Genomic DNA, 21,672 nt, shown 5'->3' with positions numbered 1-21,672 from the left:
TGCGTGAGGTGTTTCCACTCTATAAAGAGAGCGAGACACTAGCCTTGTGGTTTCGGTTGATAAGCGGAGGATATCAACCACGTCGACTGCTGTCGTTTTAACATGAATTTTTGCTTCACACCTGAAGGGTTAGATGTGGTCGTGTACGTCACTGTCGCAAAGGCTCTACCTTTAAGCGCATCCATTTCAGTCAGTTCAACGCCTGAGACTTTTTCGATGGATTGTTTAAGCAACCTTTCCATATATCTGTCTTCATACAGATATTTTTTTTCAAAGTAAGGCGTTAAGTCCGCCTCGCTTTTCTTTCCTGCTTTCAACGATTCAAAAAAGGCCAAGATGACGTCTTCAGGTTGTTGCGTCACCTTGTCTACATAGCTTTGCTGAAGCTGCTCGTTGTTTGAATGAAACTCGTCGATGGCGAGAGAAAGCAATTTACTCTCAGCATCAGGCAGGGGATAGGCATAAACCAAAGGGTTGGCACTGGTGCGCTGACTTCGCAGTGATGCCCATTCTTTTAGGTGAGCAGAGTCCCGCGACATCGCGATTAAACGTTGTTTGTCCAGATCGTTATAGCGTTTGAAGTTTGGGATGTTTTTCAACAGGTCCGCTAGAACGGTTGAATTCATATCGACGTTGACGGTTTCACTCCAAGGAAACACAGGGGCTTGCATGATGTTGTTAAACCTCACGCCATCTTCGTCGGTATAGATGATGTCGAATTGAGGGAGTGCAGCACTCTTGCTCATCGACATTTTGAACGGCTGATCTGGCTCAATGTCTGACAAACACCTGAATCCAATGATTTGAAATGTGCCTGACGATGGTATGCCTTGAGGCACATCGACAGAAACATCCACCAAAAAATTTTTCGCTTTCAGGCTGGCATGGTTTTGTACGTTCTTCTGACAATCGTATGCCCACACATTGCTGACTAACAGAAGGGATACGCCCAGAGCCACGGCTGTTTTAGTCAGCTTGGCTTTCTTCCTTGAATTACATAGAGGCATACCATTTTCCTTGATATTTGGTGAACTTAGGTTTTCTGGGGAAGGTTACGTCGATGACCGCGATGGGCTCGCCTTGTCGGCTTGTGTAGAACTTTATCGGGGCGTTTTCAGCGTTAGAGAGCATTTCCAGATACGCTTGAAACCTTTCATTATTTCTATCGAAGGATTTAAGTATCTTGTCCCACTTTTTACGTTCACCGTTTGGACCAGATACCACTTGAAGAGGTTTTAAACTAGTAGGTAGAAAGTAAGTGTACAGGTAAGTGTCTGCCGACGAGTTTGGGTTATTGCCAGCAACATAAAGTTGTTTCACTAAGCTACGTATTTGCGCTTCATCGTCGGCGCGCTGTTCATCACTCGTGGCCGCTGTGGCGACGCCGCCCATGAGCAATAATCCGATTGCGATATATCGCTTCATACAAAAATCCTTTTATTTGTTTATCAGGGTTTCGACAAGTAGACGGTCGCGATGTTGATCTCTTCACCTTCTTGCGCGGTGGCAGTGTTAACGACCACGGCATTTGCTCCCATTTTTGAGCCTATGTTTTGAAGCAGAGTATTCATGTCAGGTGAGCCTTTATGCGCGTAAAACACAATGATTCCAGTCTCGATTGATCCTGAGGGTTGTTGCGTAACGACTTTTACGTCTTTGGGGGCGAGGGGAGGAAATTCTCCTTTGCAAGGAAGCTCTTGTAGGTACCAGTTTTCATCGCTGGTGAGTTTCATAAAGGTACCCGTCAATGTCCTATTGCCTGAGCAAAAAGGAATGTTGGGTTTAAAGGTAACAGGGAGTTCCTTATCAGGCTGATCGCACGCACTGAGTGCCATCACGCAAATCGCCAAGCCTAGCCATTTCATCACTACGTCCTTGTGTCTCTTTAAGCGTACTCATTCATAGTAAATGATTACGTATCCGTACTTTGGATCAAAGAAGAGACCGACGCCTTTGATCTGGCGAGATGAGGGTGAAGGGGTGACTAGAACAAAAAAAAGCCTGCTGTGTTAGCAGGCTTTGTTGCATCTTCTATCTGGGTTAGAAAACGATGTGAGAAATCACATAACCTGCGGCAACCGCAGAGATAACCATGACAAAACCTGGCAGCAAGTAACTGTGGTTGATGACATAGGTACCCAATTTGGTTGTACCGGTACGGTCGAATGACACACAACCGATTTGGCCCGCACCAGGAACGATAAAGTCACCACAAGTTGCAGGGTACATAGCAACCAGAAGGCCTGGTGGTATACCCATTGCAGCACCCAATGGCATCAACGCAGATACGGTTGCTGATGGGCTGAAAATGACAGACGAGAAGCAGAACAAGACCACACCGAACAGCATTGGTGCGCTTCCAACCATGCCTTCAAAGGTGGTTTCAAAGAATGGCTGGTAGGCGTTGAAGAAGGTGCCGGTCATCCATGAGATACCGAATACACCCACTACGCCAATAAGTCCTGAGCGGAACACTGAACCAGATGCGAATTTATCACTTGGTACTTTGGCAAAGACGATGATAAACAGCGCAGCTGCTAGCATGACCATCTGAATAAGCATTGGCGTGGAAAGCACAACCGTTTTACCGTCTACATCCCACGAAGGCAGCATACCTTTGAAGGTACCAAATAGAATAACGGTAGCAACGCCCAAACCGAAAATGAATACGCTGCGTTTGGTGCCTTTGGTTGGCTCTGCCGTTTCTTTTTGCTCTGGAAGATCAACTTCGTCATGAAGCAGTTTGTATTCACCCGCCGCAACACGGCGTTGGAACTCTGGGTCTTGCTCCAGTTCTAAACCGCGCTTGTAAACGAATGTACAGCCAGAAAGCGCACCGATCAGGAATGCAGGCATGCTCACGGCCAAAATTTGGAACAGTGAAACGTCGTACATGGATAGGGTTGCGATCATACCGGCTGTTGCCGCACTCATCGGGCTTGCGGTGATAGCGATACCGGATGCAATAACGGCCATCGACATTGGACGCTCTGGACGGATCTTGGCTTCTGCTGCAACTTCTGCAATGACGGGGTACACGGCAAACGCAACGTAAGACGTACCACAGAACACAACAAACATGGAGGAAATAAGGGGGCCAAGAAAGGTGATTGCACTGGGCTTTTTACGGAGTAACTTCTCAGCGACACGAACAAGAAAATCGAGACCGCCAGCACCTTGCAATACACTGGTACACGCAATAACAGAAATAATAATAAGAAGAACAGTGATTGGCGGTGAGCCTGGTTGCAAACCGAAACCAAGTACTAAAATACAGACACCTAAACCACCAGCAGCACCTAAACCTACACCACCGAATCGGCCGCCGACGCCAATACATAATAAAACCACAGAAAGCTGTAGCCAAAACTCAACACTCATAAAAACTCCTACCGCAAGTAAAAGTACTCGCAGTAAATCTAAAAGTTGATATATAAAAATCGCCAGCTAGAAAATAGCTGGCGATAAGGTTAATTAATTAGCGGTTGAAGCTAAAGATTGTATTGTGGAATTTAAATCCTGGTCGCTTGTGCCACCAAAACAAATTTTCGTTGCATGTTCAATTTGAATTTCAACTGCAGCAGGTGCGGTGCCGCCGTATGAATTTCTCGCTGCAACACACGCTTCCAACGTAATATCGTTATAGATGTCTTGTTCAATAGAAGCATGGAAAGATTGGAATTCTTCTAGCGTTAATTCATCCAATTTCTTTTCATTTTTAATACAGTAGTTAACGGCAGAACCTACAACATGGTGCGCTTCGCGGAAAGGAAGACCTTTACGTACTAGGTAATCCGCCATGTCTGTTGCGGTAGAGAAGCCACGGTCTGCTGCATCACGAGTGTTGGCTTCAATCACGACCATTTTTTCGATCATTGGTGTCATCACTTGAAGCGAAAGCTGCAGTGTGTCCATTGAGTCATAAACAGCTTCTTTGTCTTCACTCATGTCAGTGTTGTATGCCAATGGCAGGCCCTTCATGGTGGTGAGGATTGCCATTAGGTTGCCGTACATACGACCTGTCTTACCGCGAATTTTCTCAGCGATGTCAGGGTTTTTCTTCTGTGGCATGATGCTTGAGCCAGTACAGAAATCGTCAGACAGCTCGATGAACTTAAAGTCTTGGCTAGAGAACAACACGATTTCTTCCGCTAGACGGCTCAAGTGCATGAAGCACAGTGCTGCTGCAGCGTTGAATTCCACCATATGGTCACGGTCGCTCACTGAGTCGATGCTGTTGTGTGTTGGGCCATCAAAACCCAGTAGCTCAGCGGTATAGAAGCGATCGATAGGGAAGGTTGTGCCCGCAAGTGCCGCAGAACCCAGTGGGCATTGGCCCATACGTTTGTGTAGATCTTCAAAGCGAGAATGGTCACGCTCTAGCATCCAGAAATACGCCATGATCCAATGAGAGAAAAGGATTGGCTGGCCAGTTTGCAGGTGTGTATAACCTGGCATGATGACGTTCATTTCTTCTTTCGCACGCTTGATGATGACTTTCTGCATGGTGCGGATAAGTGCCAGATTGTCTTCAATCACTGCACGCATGTGCATTTTTGAATCTAACGTGGTTTGGTCGTTACGGCTACGCGCTGTGTGCAGTTTACCGCCCACAGGACCAATGATTTCGGTCATACGTTTTTCGATAGACATGTGTACGTCTTCATCGGCCGTGTCGTAAACGAACTTGCCTTCTTCGACTTCTTTCGCAACCGCGTTCAAACCTGAAATAATCAGGTCTGCTTCTTCTTGGGTGATGATGTCTTGGCGAGCCAGCATGGTGGCGTGCGCAATGCTGCCTTGAATATCAACAGGGAATAGTCGTTTTTCAATGAGAATTGTCGCGTTAAACTCTTCTACAAGTTTATTTGTAGGTAGATCGAATCTACCACCCCATAATTTGGTGGACATAGAGTGCCTCATATATTTGAGTTTTAGTTTGAGATATTTTGAATATAACGATTCGACCTTATTTTTGAAAATAAGGGTACAGTGTTCCAATCGATATATGAAAAGGTGCTAAAAGAGTTTTAGCTTTTTGATATTAGGTAACTGTGTCGAAGGATAATCGACGGTAGTTTCCTTGAAATGATGGTATTAGTAGCACGAAAATTCCCTTTACAACGTTGGTTTCATCTATGAGCCAACTTTTAACTCGGCCAAAAATACCTTTTTTTGTGTGTATAAAAAGAGCTGTCGCTCACAAAAACGGCACCGGGTAAAATTCAATTGTATATGGGTTTTTTAATAATGTTATTAAAGTTGTAAAAAGTAGTTATGGTGGAAATGTTTAATTAATATTCATAATAATATATGTGTTAATAGTCGATGTGGTTAATGTGGGAAGTGTGTTGTGCTATTCGAGTTTTATCTGGATAGAGTGCTTTGATGTGAGGTATCTCTGGGGCGTGTTTTTTCTCCATTTGCTACTTGTTTCGCCTGATTTGCACCTCAAATTTGTATCGGTCTGAACGGTACAGTGTTTTGCAGAACTCGATCGGGGTGTCATCTGCGGTGGACATTTGTCGCTCGATAAGCAAACCCGCGCTGTAGGGCGCGACGTTGAGCAATGAGGCTTCTTCGGGTTCAATGACAGTCGCTTCGATAAACTGGTCAGCCTGACTTAAAACATATTGATAATCTTGCTCCAAAATCGTGTACAGCGAGCCATGTTCTAGCATTGAAGGATTAAAGCTAGGGAGTAGTCTGCAGGGCAAATAGGTGGTTTCTTTTGCCATAGGCTGGTCGTTTGCGTAGCGAATCCGCACAATTTTGTAGACTTGCTCAGAAGGTGGAATCTTCAGCATTTGGCTGATTTTCGCGCCAGCCGATAAGATCTCTGAATGAATGATTTTACTTGACGGTGTGAGGCCTTTAAGACGCATTTCCTCTGAAAACGATCGCAGTGATAATTGCTTTGTTTCTGGCTTATCCGCAACGAAATTTCCCGCGCCAACCTTCCTTACGATTTGGCCTTCTGCTTCCAATTCAAGCATCGCACGTCTGAGTGTTTCCCGTGCCACCTTATATTTGCTGGCTAACTCCCTTTCTGAAGGCAAACGCATCCCAGGACTGCTGGATGCGATGAACTGTAACAGTTGCTGCCTAACGTGAGCTCTTTTTGACATTCCGCACTCGTTAAATCGGTATAGACCAATGCAACTAGCGTAGAGCCAATAGCGAAGCGTATTCAAACCTGTTTCGGTGAATTCCGGCATATTGACGCGCTTTCTTCCATGCTTTCTCAATATGAAGACGAATACTGCCTTCGGCTGGATTGTTCGAATAGTCCATGTGGTCTATTTCTAGTGAGGAAGGAAAGTGTTCTGCTGCTGATTACCATGCATGTGGTTTGGTAGAAAGCAGCGACTCAATGTAGGAATCGGAGAAGGAACATGGCAGGTATATCGATTGGAAAACTGGCTGCAGCATGCTCACTTTCGGCACTGATGAGTGTACCGGTAATGGGCGAAGTCACTGTCTTGGGGTGGCCAGGTGGGCCGGAAGAAGTCGCGTTGAGAAAAGTGATAGAGGTGTATAACGCCCAACCCGGCGTTAGTGAGAACGATAAAGTAGAAGCATTGTTTTTTAACCGGGAAGGGTTCTGGGACAAGCTCCAGTCAGATCTCGCCGCAGGGACAAAAGAATTCGATATCAATTTGACCGCAACGTACTCGTTAGGTCGGTATGCACCTTATATGGAGCCCATTACGTTAACGAGTAATGATGCATATGACGATAAAGTCCTGGCGACCATGCAGTATGACGGAAAGCAGTATGGTGTGCCGACTGACCTTTCTCTGCACTTTATGTATTACCGCACTGACTTGATGGACAAACTCCTTTCTGACCCTGATTGGCAAGCACAGTACAAAGCGATTGCCAAGGAACACTTCGGTAAGGAAATGATGCCCGTCTCGCCTGAGGCGTGGACGTGGGACGATTACACTGTGACAGCGTTGTTTTTTGCGAAAAAGCAAAACCGCCAGAGTCCGGTACGGTACGGCACAGTACTTCAGATGAAGAACTTGCTTTTTAATATGATGATCTGGCACTCCGCCGTTAAAGCATATGGTGGCAATTGGTTGAATGATAGCGGTGAGGTGACGGTCGACAGCAATGCGTTCAAAAATGCATTAACGCGCTACCGTAACCTCTATGATGCAGGTTCGTCGCCCAAAGATTCCTTGTCTTACGAGTATGCAGAGGCAAATGCAGCATTTGGTGCGGGTCAAGTCGCTACCATGTTGCAGTGGAATGCAGCAGCAGGGGATTTAACGGACGCAACTAAAAACCCTACGATTGCAGGTAAGGTAGGAATTGCACCACCGCCATCTGGCCCTTCTGGACGCTTTACGCATGTTCATGGATTGGGGTTTGGTTTGAACAAAGCCTCTGAGAACAAAGAAGGTGCATTGAAATTCCTCAATTGGTTGGCAACGGCTGACGCGGCGAAAGCCTATGCGCTTGCAGGTGGAAATCCCGCATTAAAACAAAGCGTGGTAGCAGACATTGTTGACCAGCGACCCGACTTGAAAACACTCGGCGAATATGCCGGAGAATATGGTTTTGTCATGAATGGCGGTACGTCGAAGAATGCATTGACTGTTTATGAAGTTCAGGCGCGTGAATTTACGGGTTATTGGGCAGGGCAGCAGTCACTCGATGCGGCGTTGGACAATACAGAAGAAGCCATGCAGGAGCTGCTCAAGTAACTGAGCAAGGGTGGTGACTCATATCACTGGGTCAGATGGAATAAGGAGGGACGGTGTTTTTTTTTGCCGTCCCTAGCAGGTGAATAATGAAGACGTTGCCGGTTAAGGATAACCAGAGCCGTTTGCTAATAGTGCCACTGTCGCTGTTTTTGGTGCTGTTTCTCGGCTTTCCTTTAATTGCCGATATTGTTTACAGCGTTTCACACGTGTCATTTGAAAACCTTCGTTCACCAGATTTAAGAGGGTTTGGTAATTTTATTGATGTCGTGAACGATAAGCAGTTTTGGCAAGCAACGCGCTTCTCTTTTCAGTTCGGCTTTTTTACTGCTTTGGTCGAGTGCCTACTTGGTCTTTTTCTGGCTGTTTACCTTTCGCCATTACTGAAAAAACACACGTGGATGTTGGCGATTCTCATGATGCCAATGATGGCGGCCCCCGCTTTAGTGGGGTTGATGTACCGCCTTGTGCTGCATGAATTTGTCGGCCCTGTCCCTTATTACCTGTGGGAGTGGTGGGGGGACAGCCCGGCATTTCTGGATGCGAATAACGCGATATATACGCTGATGACCATTGAAATTTTGCAGTGGACACCATTTGCGCTGCTGCTGTTTCATTTGGCTTATCAATCTGTACCTGAAGATGTTCGAGAGGCGGCAACGCTGGATGGTGCCAAAGGGTTCCAACGCTTTTGGCGCATTGAATTACCGTTTATGAAGCTTGCGCTGTTTACCGCGTTGTTTATTCGTTTCATCGACGGCTTTAGGGTGTTTGATAACGTGTATGTGCTGACCGGCAGTGGTGCTGGTGGGTCGACAACTAGCCTATCAATCTACGTGTATCTTGCCTTCTTCAAGCAAGGCAATATCGGAAAAGCGGTAGCCGCATCCATGCTCTTGCTTCTCGTCACCTTCACGGTGCTGTATTTGCTGAATTGGTTTTCCACGAAGAAGAAGTCAGTAGGAGGAGAAGCATGATTCTACGTTGGGGCGTTTTTATTCTCGCCGCGTTGCTCATGAATTTTCCCGTGTTGGTGACCTTACTGACTTCGTTTAAATCAAACGCGGAAATTGCCAGTAATCCAAGCCTATGGGTAGAAAACTGGACGATTGAAAACTACGTGAACGTTTTCCAAATATCAGAGCGGTTTGATGTGATGGCATATTTGGTAAACAGTGCGGTTTCAGCGAGTATCGGTGCGTTTTTGCCTCTGTTTGTTTGTTTTCCAGCAGCATTTGCGATGGAGCGAAAAGGGATTGGGCGACGTATTCTTATGCCTGCGGTGGTGAACCTTCGTGCGGTTCCTTTGATCATTTTCGCGATTCCACTCTACATGATGTACCAGCCGTTACATCTGCTCGATACCAAGTTTGGGTTGGGGCTGATCTTAGCCGTGGTTAACCTTCCGCTAGCACTGATGATGTCAATCAATGCGGTTCACGATATCCCCCATGAACTCGATGATGCGGGATCAATAGATGGAGCCAGTACCTTTGAGTACTTGCTTTATGTCGTACTTCCTCTGTCAAAACCTGTTTTGGCGACGGCTTTGATTTTTGGCTTTATCACGGCATGGAACGAATTCTTGTTTGGGTTGATGTTAACCACCCGAGATGCAGTGCCATTGACGGTGGGGGCATCTTTCTTCTTTGCTGCGGGAGGCGGTGGCGTTCAATGGGGCGTGACTGCAGCGGTCATGGTGATTGGTACTTTGCCTCCTACTTTATTGGGGTTACTGATCTATAAGCAAATTGGACAATCCGTCATGGGTGGCGCGGTGAAAGGATAATGATATGAATGACTTCCACATTGAGGCGGAGCCCGTAATACATGCGTTACGCGGAGGGTTGGTGGTGTCTTGTCAGCCTGTTGAAAATGGCCCGTTAGATAGAGATGACATTGTGGTGGCGTATGCACAAGCATTGTCTTCGAGCGGTGCACGGGCGTTGAGAATTGAAGGCGTAGAGCGCGTTGCTTTAGTCAAAGAGCAAACCAATATCCCCGTGATTGGTATTGTGAAAAGAGACCTGAGCAGTTCGGAGGTTAGGATCACGCCGCTTGAGCAAGATGTCATCGAACTGGCCAAAGCAGGGGCAGATATTATTGCGATTGACGGAACCTTACGAAAGCGTCCCGTTCCTTTTTCAGAGCTTGTGATATTGGCCAAAGCATTGGGTGTTCGGGTGATGGCGGATTGCTCCAATTTTGACGAAGGAATAGAAGCCGCGGATCTTCAGTGTGACTTGGTTGGGTCGACCTTGTCTGGTTACATCAGCGGGCCAACGCCCACGCTCCCAGACGTGGAGCTTGTAAAATCTTGGGTGTCAGCAGGGATCAGAGTGATGGCGGAGGGACGGTACAATCAGCCTGACTATGTGCGAGAGGCGTTAGAAGCGGGAGCATGGAGTTGCACCGTGGGTTCAGCGATAACTCGGCCAGAGTTTGTGACGCAATGGTTCGCTACACAAGCAGACAAAGGTTTTGCGCGCTTTAATCGCAGTAAAGGGGAGTTATAGCCGCGTTGCGAGTCACTCATGAGGGTGAAAATTCGCGAGGTAATAGCAAGGTGACTGTTGTACCTGTCGAGCCTTTTCGCCATTCCAATTTCCCGCCGAGTTGTTTAGCCCGCCAATGCATGTTTTTAATTCCGCGTCCTTGAGGTTTTGTGTACTCCACAGAATTCGCATTGGGCGCATCGGATGTTATGTCTTCTATAGATATAAAGACGGTGGCCGAAGAGGACGGTTCTGGAGAACCTTCGTTAGTCTCAGCGCGAGCTTCTTGATTAACCAAGCCACTGCGTACCTTAATCACCTTGGCGTTGGTGTGTTTTACGCTGTTATTGATCGCTTCTTGAACGATCCGCATGATATGCAGGTTTCGCTGCGGGCTAAAGGGCGGGGACGCAGGGAGCGCGGTGACTTCCCATTCCAAGGCGACATTGGCACTTTCCAATTGACTCTGTAGTCGAGTACGAAGGGTAGCGAGTAACATTGATATGTCGTTAATCATGGGGTCGAGGGAGTCGATCACCATTCTTAAATCGGTCAGGCACAGCTGCACTTTTGAGTAGGCACGTTCAAACACGGGGCCGTTTTGCTGTTGCAGCATGGTTGCCAGCGAGACCAGACTGCCACCAAAGCCATCGTGCATGTCTCGCATTAATCGGTCTCTTTCGCTGGCCAACAGTTGTTCTTTTTCAAGGTCATAGAGTTTTCGATACTGCAACGAGAGTTGATGTTCTTTTTCTTCAACTTGTTTTTCTAGCGAGCGGGATAACATTTCTGAGGTCGTAAGGGCTGCGGCGAACCGGCGTAACAAAAACCAGCCAAAGAGAAGGACTGTAGGGAAGGCACTGTATTGAATTGTGAACCCGTCAAACCGTGTCCAATGGTGATTTACCAGCATAATGTCGTGGATTCCGCATACGACAATGACCGAGCCGACAAGTAACATCAGGTAGGCATCGGTATTCCCTTGACGATAATAAACCCCCATCAAAAAAACCGTGGCGTATAAGCCAAATGCCACGAGAAATGCATACCAAACGCCGTATCCCCAGAAGAGTAAAGAGGGATAGTCAGGGGCGAGAAATAGGGCGAAACCGACCAAGGAGTGGGCTAGCAAACACCGTTCTACGCGTGGCCTGACGACATTGAGATAACGATGAAGCTGCTGAAGCCGATGATCCGCCAACGAGTGGGGCTCCTCCTTCTACACCAACACCGCAAGATACCGTGCCGCTGTCTTTGGCCGTGGTCGACAAAAATGGTGTGCCGATTGATGGCTATTCCGTGACTTCAAGTTCGATGGATATAAAGCAGACTGAGAATAAGCCGCCGCTGATGGCGTTATCGGTTATTCCTCATAGCAATGACAGTCTGCTTCGCATACGCAAACAAGGCTATTTAGACGGTTTGGTGTTCTTTGAAGGTATTCAAGGGCCGCATTCGCATCAAACTACCTTGATTGAGCGGGCTCCGCCGATCACCTTTGATGCAGGACTCGGCGGGCAGTTCTTCGGCCCTCTGGGGACTGGGGTTGAAATTCCACCCGGCTCTCTCAGAAAGCCAGATGGGAGTGCAGTAACGGGGCCCGTTGAATTGTATATCACCCCAATAGACACCAGTCATCCCATTGTCGGGGACGGGTTTCCCGGCAGTTTTTATGGCGTTCAAAATGCGGATGAAGAGCAAGAAGATCATCAGCTTCTTTTCACCTATGGCGTAGCAAATATCACGTTTGAACAAGAAGGGGTTGAACTGTAAATTGACGACGGAATTTACGCGACACTGCTCCTTCCTTTATTTGGCGCAACGTCTATAGAGAATGAGGACTTGAAAGAGGGGGATGCCATTCCGCTTTGGATTCTGGATGAAGAAACAGGGCTATGGGTGTACGAAAGCAATGGCTTCGTAGAGAAAAATGCGGCCACGCCGACAGGGTGGGCGTTAAGAGCAACGACCTCGCATTTCACTACGTTTAACTGCGACATTAATCCACCCGGACTAACTCGTAACCTTTCAGTGAATGGCGGCGGAGGCGGTGGATCTCGCTCTCGAGCGGAAAATGCGACGGTATCCATTCAACTTGATGGGGCAGCAGAGGGGCAAAGGTATTTGTACGAGCACCGCATGTTTATTCCCGGGCTAGGGGCGTCGTCGCGTGCTCGCGAGTTTACCTATACGGGAAACAATATTGAATTCACAACGCGTAAAGGTGTCACGGTTTCAGCGACAATAACCGACCTATCAAATACTGACCGTAGAAGCGGTGATTCTGAAGTAGTCTCTTCTGATCCAACGTTAATGTATATCGACCTTGGGGATATCCCGCTCGAATTTGTCGAATCGAGTATTCGCAGCCGGCCAGTGTTTGAATGGGTGAATAATGTGGTGGAAATTACATCCAACACGATTTATGCGGGGGCTGTGTTCAGTGGTGCGGACTCGGTCGAAATTAGCTCCTCGCTCATTTCGACCCCTTTGTTTTTGGGCTCTGGCATTTACCATGAGGTTGAATATCTTCCGACTGATCCCAATCCCGCTTCGTTTACCCTGAAAATCATGGGTGATTCTGAAGAGAAAGAGGTGTCTGAAACGGTTGACTATATAGACAGTGCCGTACCGGACCCCGGTTACATGTACCTTGGCTACACGGCAACGCCTAACGAGGTTCACGTGATGTGGCAGAACATGGAAGGGGCAGAGGCTGTCACCTTTTACTTTGTTCCGAAGGATTCTCCCGACGTAGAAGGCACCTATATTGATGGGGATGTGCTTTTAACAGAGCAACTCAATCGCGAACACAGCTTAATGCTGAATTCTCCCTTGTTTCAGAATGAGGGTTACCTTCGCGTTGTTGTGTCAAACCAATACGGCTTTGAGGAGACCTTTTTGCCGTTGGTATCCGGTTGTGTCGGGTTGGAGTGTGCGTAATTGTAAACCTAGTAACTTAATTTTATTGGCCTTGTTCCGATCTAATCGCCGTTCAATTTAACGACGTGCAATAAACGAGAGCCATCACCTAACCGTGATGGCTTTTTGCGGGCATTTTTGTTGTGCTGGTGGTGAGGTTATGACGAGAAAAGAAGCGCGAAGAAACACAATTGTCTGATTAATTGGTAAATTTTGAAGATGTCGGTCAGTATCTGCCAGAGTTTGCTGTTTGTTTATACTGACATTTTCTTAAGAAGAATCTTGAAAGGTTCTAGCCTCAGGAATGAGGCAGAAAAGCTTACTGTTAAATGGTCACATTTGAGGAAATTTTCTTGCTAAAAAGTCCAGCAGGTAGCCGTAGCCCCCCATCAGTAAATACACCTTGATGGTTGTTCCATCCTTAAAATCAAGGCGTATTTGATCACCTTTGTTCTTATATGAAATGAGCTCTTCCCATTTTATTACCTTGCGCCCTTTCCAAATTGTTTTGTAATCAATTGAATTTTCGTCATATTTCCCTTCAGAGAAGAATGTTTCCAATAACATTACAACACCAAATGCAAAAAACGCTAAGGTACCAAGAATGTGCCCAATTTCCTGCTCGTGATTGTAATCGCCTAAGAAATATAAGGTAGCTAAAAACCCGGCAAACAATATGCCCAAAAAGCCCATAGTCTTTGTAAAGGGCGTGTGACTAAGTTCTCCGTCTACCTCTTTAAACCCAAAGAAACCTGCGTAAGTAGGAGTGCTCGAAAAGTATATGAAGCCTAGAAACAATAGTAATTCCATCTGTTCACTCTTTAGATTTTTGACTAACACTCCTTCTGCTACAACCGGAGCAGAAGGAGTGAGATCATTTGGCGTTACCTGTATAGTTAGCCATAGCTGAGCGTCCAATACTACTCACACTCAGATTACTTCTCACGAATATTCCAAAATTCCACAGTAAGCATAATGTTGCATAATCACGCGGCATATTCACGGTTTGCGCTTACGTTTAAGCAATTGATTCACGTGGCGCATAGGTTGAAAAATGAACTGTTCTCATGATCACAAATAGCAAAGTTTTTAGTGCTGGTCTGATGAGTTATGGGAGTAGGATCTTCACATAACACACGAGGGTAGCTTTCCTTTTTAACTTACCCTTCTGGTCATTAACGGACCCATTACCCTCGTATGTCACTACGCGCCAAATGTCTTGAAGCCGATTTCAACGAATTGCGTTGTTTTGGCTGACGTCTCTATCTCGCTTTTTGAAGCATTGGCGCGTAAAAACGGCACTCCCGCTTACCTAATTGACGGGAGCTTTTAGAGATAAACACATCCAAGATGTGTCATGTGAGACGATCATTATGCGTAACGTGAAAAGGATTCTCGGCGCACTACTTATTCTTATTTTTTCCTTCCAACCTACGCTCGCAAGCGAGCAGTGCATTACCCCAGAAAATGGCGATACTCCTGCTATTCAGCCCGCTGACTGGGTCGAAGGTCAAGGCGGGTCTATCAGTAACTTATGTGAGTTGCGATGGCTGAGTGTATCGCCAGCGGCTTGGGATTCAACTTGGATGCAGACAGCAAATATTGATGCGTCTGTAACAAAGTATTGGAATGGAGGTGCGGGCTTTTTACCTATTGATAGCTTTAGTGGGCGGTATGACGGAAACAATTATCATGTGAGCAATCTGACAATTAATAGGCCACATGAATCTGCTATCGGCTTGTTTAGCTATGTAAATGAGACTGCAGTTTTGCAAAATATCCAACTGCGAAACGTGGATATTTATGGAAATACACATGCAGGGGCACTAGCGGGGTATTCTTATGGAAGGATTGAGAATATCTATGTTTCGGGTGCTGTTTCTGGAAATGGGTGGACTGGTGGAGTCATTGGTACTGCAGCAGGGAAAGGGCGAAATATCCAAGGTGAACAATTAATTGTCACTTCAAGCGGAAGCTACAGTGGTGGTCTACTGGGCGTTCTTCTTCGACAGGATAGTCACTATGAAAACCTCAGCTCTAGTGGTGAAATTAAATGTACAAGATCGGACGTTGGTGGGTTAGTCGGTAGTTCACAAGGCGTCGTATCTGATAGCTTTTCTTCGATGAAAGGATTTAATCATTCCTTCGGTGGTTTAATTGGGGACAATAGTGAAGGAACACTCTTACAGAGCTTTTTCGATTGTGAAATTGGCGGTCAAGAAGGGGATGAGAGTGATTGCTGGGATGGAATTTCTGGTGACGATACCTTTGGTCGAGAGACTGCACAGTTAAAAACTCCCCAAACATTCATAGATGCACAGTGGGAGGTTGGCACTGCATGGCAACAAGGTTCTTGGGTATTGAGGCAAGATAAGTACCCAACACTACAACACCCCAACTCACCTATATTTATTCGTCCATCTGCGGCTGAATTGACCCATAGCCTGAAGGAAGATAGAGAATTTACGCTTGAAGTCGAAGCTTTTTCACCAAGCAATGAAGCAGTATCGTATCAGTTGTTAAATGCGCCTAGTTGGTTATCTATTGATGATCGTGGAGTAATCTCGGGTTTACCCAGTCACCTCGGAATTGGAAGCTTTAGGGATATTGCGGTTAAAGCGGTTTCAGGTAACTACAGTAATCAACTCCCCACTATTTCAATAGACGTTGCACCGGTTAACGATGTGCCAACTGTTTCTTCGGGACATATAGGCGTTATCATTGGTGGGTCGTCACACATTGATTTGATGACATTAGTAAGTGATGAAGTTGGAGAGAGTCAAGACTACCTCTTTGAGTTGTCATCAGCGCAGTTGGGCGAAGTGGCTCTCAACGGATCAGTAGTCACCTACCGCCATGGCGGTACCGATATAGGCATTGATCGTTTTGCATTTACTGTAATAGATGGTGAACACCGTGTAACGGGAAGTATTTCGATAGACATCATGGCATCACCAACACTGGTCAATGGTGCTGCCAACCTAAATGAAGATCAGACACTAACCTTCGAACTGAGCAATTTAGCGGTTGGTATTAACAACCCAGCATTTCGCATTGATGTACCGTCCCATGGTGAAGCTCAGTTGTCAGGTACAATACTAACTTACACACCTAACCCACACTTTTACGGCTCAGATAATATAGGTATTGTCGAAACGAATACGGGGCTAGATTCTGCGCTCGTTTTGACTATTCACCCGGTGAGTGACCCTCTGCTTGCCAACACCACCACGGTTAGCTTGTTAGAGGACACATCAGAAGAAATAGATTTGTCTCACTTAGTTACAGATGTCGACAACCAACCATTAGTGTTTAGCTTAGCTACCCTCCCAACTAAAGGTCAGTTGACTCTAGAGGGGGATATAGCCACATACACGCCAAATCGAGATGCTAATGGAGAAGATACGTTTGATTATGTTGTTACTGATGGGGTAAGACCGAGCGTAAAAGCAACCGTTACATTGGATATTGTGCCAGTCAATGATCCACCGAAGGTTCGTGATGAGGTGTATTCTACATATGAAGAAAAAATCATATATCTCGATGAATTAGTGTCAGATGTTGATGGACCTTTACAGGCAAGTCAGGTGGACGTGTCTGTTCACCCAAAACTGGGTGTAATCGAGCAGGTTGAATATACGACACAATGGCGTTATGTCCCAGGCGGAACGCTTGGCGAAGACAATGTGACTTTCACAATCACTGATGGTGAATTTAGTGCCGATGTTGTCGTTACAATTCACGCGACCACGGCTCCTAAAGAGCCTTTCTATGATGAACAGGGAAGAGGCGTCATTGCCAATCTCGCCAACTTACGGTGGGTGAGTGAAGTAGCGAATGTTGAGGACGAAAGCAAATCTTGGATATTGAGTGCTGATATTGAGGCAGGAGAGACCAGATTTTGGAATTTCGTCGATATCGATGAAACGTCGATGACGGAAAATCAGGCAAAGGGTTTTCAACCGATTTCCATCGATATAGATAATTTTTTCGGCACGAATTTCGCCATTCAAAATTTATATCTATATGCCCCTAGGAATAGAGCCATCGGTTTATTCGGGGATATAGCATTAGAAAATATTCAAGACCTCACGCTGTCCAATGTCGACCTAACTGGGGGCGAATATTCCGGTTTACTTGTAGGTAATTTAAAAAGCGGTGAAAACAGCCGTAGTACCTCTATTTCCAATGTTCGCCTTCAAGGGAAAATGAGTAGTAGGAGCAATTCAGGTGGTCTTGTTGGCCTTAGTTGGAGAAACCTACTGGTAGACAAGGTTGAAGTAACACTCGACTCTCGCTTTCCAAAAGAAATGCAAACAGGAGGGATGATTGGAACCTTGTACGCTGATCTGGTGATGACTGAAAGTTCTGCGACTGTGACTGGAAGACCGATAATGGGTGGCATTGTTGGTATTGTTGGTTACAGTCACACAAGTGTTGAAATTCTCAACAGCTTTGCTGTCACCCCTTCAACACAATACGGTTTGGTAGAAGGCAATCTGTCAGGACTAGAAATCGTAAACAGCTTTTATAACTGTGATACATCGTTTATCTCGAACTGTGATGTGGACTTAGGCGGTCGCACCACTGAACAGTTAAAAACGCCCAATACCTTTACAGGTGAAGACTGGCGCTGGGATGCACTATCGCCTTGGAAACAGGGCGGTTGGCTATTGCAAAAGGGAGAGTACCCTCGGTTGCGTTGGGATGATGTGCCGCTATTCGCAGAACCAACCAATGCGCTTATTAATGAACAAGTCACAGAAGACGAGACTTATCAGCGCCAATTCGCGGCCACTCCTTTGGTAAATGGCTCTTCCGTAGCTTACCGATTGACATCAAACGTGCCAGCTTGGCTCAGTTTGGATGAAAACGGACTTCTTTCCGGCACGCCGACAAATGATGATGTCGGAACGGTAAAAGATGTCGTGATTGAAGTCGTTGAAGGCGAACGCGTTAATCGCATGCTGCCATTTGATATTGTGGTGAACAACGTCAATGATGCACCGACAATTGCAGGTACGCCTTCAACCACCGTTAAACAAGATGTTTCCTATCAGTTTGCACCTGTCGCTAACGATATTGATGCAGGCGACAAACTGTTTTTCTTCATTAGCAATCAACCGCGTTGGATGCACTTTAATAGCCAAACAGGTCTATTGGAGGGTACGCCACGCAACGCGGATGTGGGTGTTTATCCTGATATTGCGATTGCTGTGAGTGATGGGGAGTATTTTGTTGCTCTCCCTCCGTTCACTATCACCGTCGAAAACGTCAATGATGCGCCAGTGATTTCAGGCTTTCCTGCGACCACTGTGAAGCAAGATATCCCGTACCACTTCGCACCGATTGCCAGTGATATTGATGAGGGAGACAGGCTCAGTTTTAGCATTACAAACAAACCAAGCTGGGCTGTCTTTAATCTCGCCACTGGTGCTTTGTCTGGAACGCCAACAAATGATGATGTTGGTGTCACGTCAGGTATTGTCATTGCCGTCAGTGACGGCTTGGAAAATATTGCCTTACCTGCATTCTCTATCACCGTAGAAAACGTTAACGACACTCCCGTTATATCGGGCACACCTGCAACGCGCGTTCAGCAAGATGCAATGTATCGATTTGTGCCAATTGCCAGCGACATAGATGTGGTAGACACGTTGAGTTTTAGTATCAGCCAACTCCCGTCTTGGGCAACGTTTGACTTGAAAACAGGGGCCTTGTCTGGAACGCCCACTAATGAGGACGTCGGTGTTACAGAAGGTATTGTGATATCCGTGAGTGATGGCATAGAAACGGTGGCCTTACCCATGTTCTCAATCACCGTTGAGAATGTGAATGATGCGCCTGTTATCTCTGGCTCTCCGGCAACCCGTGTAAGCCAGGATGTTGCATACCAGTTCGTTCCTTTAGCTAATGACATAGATGTGAATGACGTGCTGGCGTTCACTATTGCTAATAAACCAGCGTGGGCGCATTTTGATGTAACGACGGGTATTCTTTCAGGCACGCCTAGTAACGACCATGTTGGCGTGACGGAAGGCATCGAAATTTCAGTCAGTGATGGCATTGCGTCCGCGAAATTGCCGGCATTTAGCATTACGATAGACAATGTGAATGATGTACCAACGATTTCTGGCTCACCCAGAACGACGGTTGATCAAGATGTTGCCTATCGTTTTACGCCGGTAGCAGATGACATTGACGTTGAAGATACGCTCACGTTTTCCATCACGAACAAACCGCTTTGGGCACAATTTGATGTGGCTACGGGCGGGTTGTATGGATTGCCGACTGAAGAGGATGTGGGTGTAACGGAAGGCATTATTATTTCGGTAAGTGACGGCAAAGCGTCTGCGTCATTAGCCCCATTCTCAATCACGGTTGTAGATATCAATAATGGCCCAACCGCAGTGAATGATACGTTTGAGTTGGCAGCACCGACATCAAATGAGCGGTATGTACTGAATGTATTGCACAACGATTCACACGTTGATGATTTAGCATTCAGCCTTGTCAGTGCATCAACAAAGCAAGGTAAGGTGCAAGTCGTTGGGGACACACTCGAACTGACGCTTGATGCAGCCCACTCTGATGTGTCTTTGACATACTTTGTTGAAGATATCGAGGGCCTGACAAGTCAGGCAAGTGTGCAACTGACTATCGAGCGTAACACCGATATTGTGTTTGGTTCTGTTAATGAAATTATCCTTGATGCCACGGGTGCGTTAACAAAAGTGAATTTGACGACTCCGCTTGCACAAGATAGAACAGGTGCCGCTGTGCCTGTTGAGTTGGTTGGAGGCAAAACGCACTTTGCGCCAGGTCGACACGAACTGGTTTGGCAGGCAGAGAAAGGTGATGGAACAAAGGCTACCGCAACACAAATCTTGCGGGTCAACCCAATGGTGAGCTTGCCGAGTTCTGTTCGTGTATCGCAAGACACACAAACTTATGACGTAGCTGTATTGCTCAACGGAGATTTACCTTTTGATCAGTTAGAGGTGCCATATAGCCTCGATGGTGTGGAACAAGCACCACTGGTTATTCAGCAAGGTACGTACGGATACATTGCGTTAACGTCACTTCTTGCGGGAGAGCAGTACGAGATCGTTCTCGATAGCACCCTCAATCTTGGTGAGAATTCTACGTTCACTTTGACCGTCGCTGATACTTACGTGTTGCCAAAAGTCAGTGCGCTACTCAGCCAGAAAGGCGAAGAGCGCAGCTGGATTTGTCAGCAGCAGGGGAATGTCGAAATTGAACTGGTTGTGGAAAACGCTACTGACTCAGAGGTGTTTAGCATTCAGCCGAAAGATGATGCATGGGTTCGCCTATCAGACGATGCTCACTCAGCGCGCTTTGTTGTGTCTACCACAGACTTAGCGGTGGGTTCTACTTATGCTGCCTTTACCGTGGCCAATGAAACGGCACTCGCGGATGGCGAGAATATTGGCGTGACACATGTGAGTTATTTCGATGTGGCTGAGAAGCTTGCCATGCTGAGTAACACGCTAGACAGCGATGGCGATGGTATTCCTGATGCGTTGGAAGGGTATAAAGACAGCGATGGAGACGGTATTCCAGATTACTTGGATGCAGTTGATGATCTCAATGTCCAACCTTCCAGCAACGATGACCAAGACAGCTTCCTTGCTGAAACGGAAAGTGGGGTCGCTTTAGCGACTGGTGCTTCGAAGTACAGCGAAGATGGATTGCTGGTTGACGTCAGTCGTATGCCGATTGCAGCAGGGAACTGGTATCACAGTGGTATGTTTGATTTCATCATCAAAGATATTCCTGAGCCGGGCGCATTGGTGTCGGTGGTGCTGCCACAACAGCAATCACTGGCAAAAGATGTGACGTACCGTAAACTCATTGGTGAACAATGGCTGGATTTCGCTGCCGATGGTGCTGACTCTGGTTACCCGAATGGCGCGCTGCACTCGTCTAAAGGCGAATACGGTGTTTGTCCACCGCCACAAAACCCAGAAAAGATGGTTGGTAACCAAAGTGATGTATGGACTCCGGGTCTAACTGAGGGCCATTGGTGTATTCAAGTCAGCCTTAGAGACGGAGGACTCAATGATGCGGATGGACTCGTCAACGGAATGATTGTTGACCCGAGTGGTGCAATGAGCATTTATGCAGCTCCAACGGCGTTGAATGACACGATCTCGATTGTGATAGGTGAAGAGGCGGTGATTCGGGCTTTGGACAATGACGAAGAAGCCAGCGAAGGCATGGAGCTTGAAATTGTTCACGTAGATGCTGACGAAGGCGTCGCATGGCACAACGGTTCAACGATTTACTTTACGCCCCCAGAAAATAGAGTCGGAGAGTTCCATATACGTTATACCGTGCGTAATCAATGGAACGTTATGCACTCAGCTGAAGTCACTGTCACTGTTTCTGAGGACACGAGCGGTACAGTTGAAGATGCTGGTGGCGGCACCATAAATTTATGGATGCTATGGCTGATGGTGTGTTTGTGGGGAGCGAGGCGTTACAGAGCGCGACCTATAAGGCACTAGATTTCAGTTTTA

At 46.7% G+C, this 21,672-nt stretch carries 16 protein-coding genes; 7 read left to right on the top strand and 9 right to left on the bottom strand.

Going from position 1 to position 21,672, the window contains the following annotated elements; all coding sequences use genetic code 11:
• Window positions 1–38 precede the first annotated feature (38 nt).
• The 7 genes from LRP49_RS01790 to LRP49_RS01760 all read right to left on the bottom strand — a co-directional run bounded on the left by LRP49_RS01790 (window position 39) and on the right by LRP49_RS01760 (window position 6,294).
• Complete coding sequence (locus tag LRP49_RS01790; RefSeq protein WP_274139762.1) at window positions 39–1,007, bottom strand: hypothetical protein; 969 nt, start codon at window positions 1,005–1,007, stop codon at window positions 39–41.
• Complete coding sequence (locus tag LRP49_RS01785; RefSeq protein ID WP_274139761.1) at window positions 994–1,425, bottom strand: hypothetical protein; 432 nt, start codon at window positions 1,423–1,425, stop codon at window positions 994–996. The genes LRP49_RS01790 and LRP49_RS01785 overlap by 14 nt, the downstream gene beginning before the upstream one ends.
• A 23-nt stretch (window positions 1,426–1,448) precedes the next feature.
• Window positions 1,449–1,865 (bottom strand): hypothetical protein, encoded by a 417-nt coding sequence (locus LRP49_RS01780; protein WP_274139760.1) that lies wholly within the window; start codon window positions 1,863–1,865, stop codon window positions 1,449–1,451.
• Window positions 1,866–2,040: 175 nt separating this feature from the next.
• Complete coding sequence (locus tag LRP49_RS01775; protein ID WP_274139759.1) at window positions 2,041–3,381, bottom strand: anaerobic C4-dicarboxylate transporter family protein; 1,341 nt, start codon at window positions 3,379–3,381, stop codon at window positions 2,041–2,043.
• Window positions 3,382–3,474: 93 nt separating this feature from the next.
• The gene (argH, locus tag LRP49_RS01770) at window positions 3,475–4,911 is read right to left on the bottom strand and encodes an argininosuccinate lyase (RefSeq protein WP_274139758.1); all 1,437 of its coding nucleotides are present in this window, start codon (window positions 4,909–4,911) and stop codon (window positions 3,475–3,477) included.
• A 515-nt stretch (window positions 4,912–5,426) separates the two neighbouring features.
• Window positions 5,427–6,128, bottom strand: coding sequence for a GntR family transcriptional regulator (locus LRP49_RS01765; protein ID WP_274139757.1), 702 nt, complete (start codon window positions 6,126–6,128; stop codon window positions 5,427–5,429).
• Window positions 6,129–6,162: 34 nt separating this feature from the next.
• Window positions 6,163–6,294 (bottom strand): hypothetical protein, encoded by a 132-nt coding sequence (locus LRP49_RS01760; RefSeq protein WP_274139756.1) that lies wholly within the window; start codon window positions 6,292–6,294, stop codon window positions 6,163–6,165.
• Window positions 6,295–6,395: 101 nt separating this feature from the next.
• On the opposite strand from LRP49_RS01760, the gene LRP49_RS01755 reads away from it, so the two are divergent.
• The 4 genes from LRP49_RS01755 (at window position 6,396) to LRP49_RS01740 (ending at window position 10,228) form a co-directional block, all read left to right on the top strand.
• Complete coding sequence (locus LRP49_RS01755; RefSeq protein ID WP_274139755.1) at window positions 6,396–7,715, top strand: ABC transporter substrate-binding protein; 1,320 nt, start codon at window positions 6,396–6,398, stop codon at window positions 7,713–7,715.
• An 86-nt stretch (window positions 7,716–7,801) separates the two neighbouring features.
• Complete coding sequence (locus tag LRP49_RS01750; RefSeq protein ID WP_274139754.1) at window positions 7,802–8,689, top strand: carbohydrate ABC transporter permease; 888 nt, start codon at window positions 7,802–7,804, stop codon at window positions 8,687–8,689.
• Window positions 8,686–9,501, top strand: coding sequence for a carbohydrate ABC transporter permease (locus LRP49_RS01745; protein ID WP_274139753.1), 816 nt, complete (start codon window positions 8,686–8,688; stop codon window positions 9,499–9,501). Before LRP49_RS01750 ends, LRP49_RS01745 begins: the two co-directional genes overlap by 4 nt.
• Before the next feature lie 4 nt (window positions 9,502–9,505).
• On the top strand, window positions 9,506–10,228 hold the full coding sequence (locus LRP49_RS01740) for an N-acetylmannosamine-6-phosphate 2-epimerase (RefSeq protein ID WP_274139752.1): 723 nt from the start codon (window positions 9,506–9,508) through the stop codon (window positions 10,226–10,228).
• A 16-nt stretch (window positions 10,229–10,244) separates the two neighbouring features.
• Here the strand turns inward: LRP49_RS01740 and LRP49_RS01735 are convergent, their stop codons facing one another.
• The gene (locus tag LRP49_RS01735; protein WP_274139751.1) at window positions 10,245–11,408 is read right to left on the bottom strand and encodes a sensor histidine kinase; all 1,164 of its coding nucleotides are present in this window, start codon (window positions 11,406–11,408) and stop codon (window positions 10,245–10,247) included.
• Window positions 11,409–11,449: 41 nt separating this feature from the next.
• Between LRP49_RS01735 and LRP49_RS01730 the strand changes: the two genes are divergently transcribed.
• Window positions 11,450–11,980, top strand: coding sequence for a hypothetical protein (locus LRP49_RS01730; RefSeq protein WP_274139750.1), 531 nt, complete (start codon window positions 11,450–11,452; stop codon window positions 11,978–11,980).
• Window positions 11,981–12,049: 69 nt separating this feature from the next.
• Complete coding sequence (locus tag LRP49_RS01725) at window positions 12,050–13,150, top strand: hypothetical protein (protein ID WP_274139749.1); 1,101 nt, start codon at window positions 12,050–12,052, stop codon at window positions 13,148–13,150.
• Between the two features lie 312 nt (window positions 13,151–13,462).
• Here LRP49_RS01725 and LRP49_RS01720 read toward each other — a convergent pair whose 3' ends face one another.
• Complete coding sequence (locus LRP49_RS01720; RefSeq protein WP_274139748.1) at window positions 13,463–14,047, bottom strand: hypothetical protein; 585 nt, start codon at window positions 14,045–14,047, stop codon at window positions 13,463–13,465.
• A 455-nt stretch (window positions 14,048–14,502) separates the two neighbouring features.
• Here LRP49_RS01720 and LRP49_RS01715 point away from each other — a divergent pair, with 455 nt between their 5' ends.
• Complete coding sequence (locus tag LRP49_RS01715; RefSeq protein ID WP_274139746.1) at window positions 14,503–21,660, top strand: Ig-like domain-containing protein; 7,158 nt, start codon at window positions 14,503–14,505, stop codon at window positions 21,658–21,660.
• The last annotated feature ends 12 nt before the right edge of the window (window positions 21,661–21,672 follow it).

The organism is Enterovibrio qingdaonensis (assembly GCF_028683135.1).
Classification (GTDB): domain Bacteria; phylum Pseudomonadota; class Gammaproteobacteria; order Enterobacterales; family Vibrionaceae; genus Enterovibrio; species Enterovibrio qingdaonensis.
This window is presented reverse-complemented; position numbering and strand designations above follow the sequence as displayed.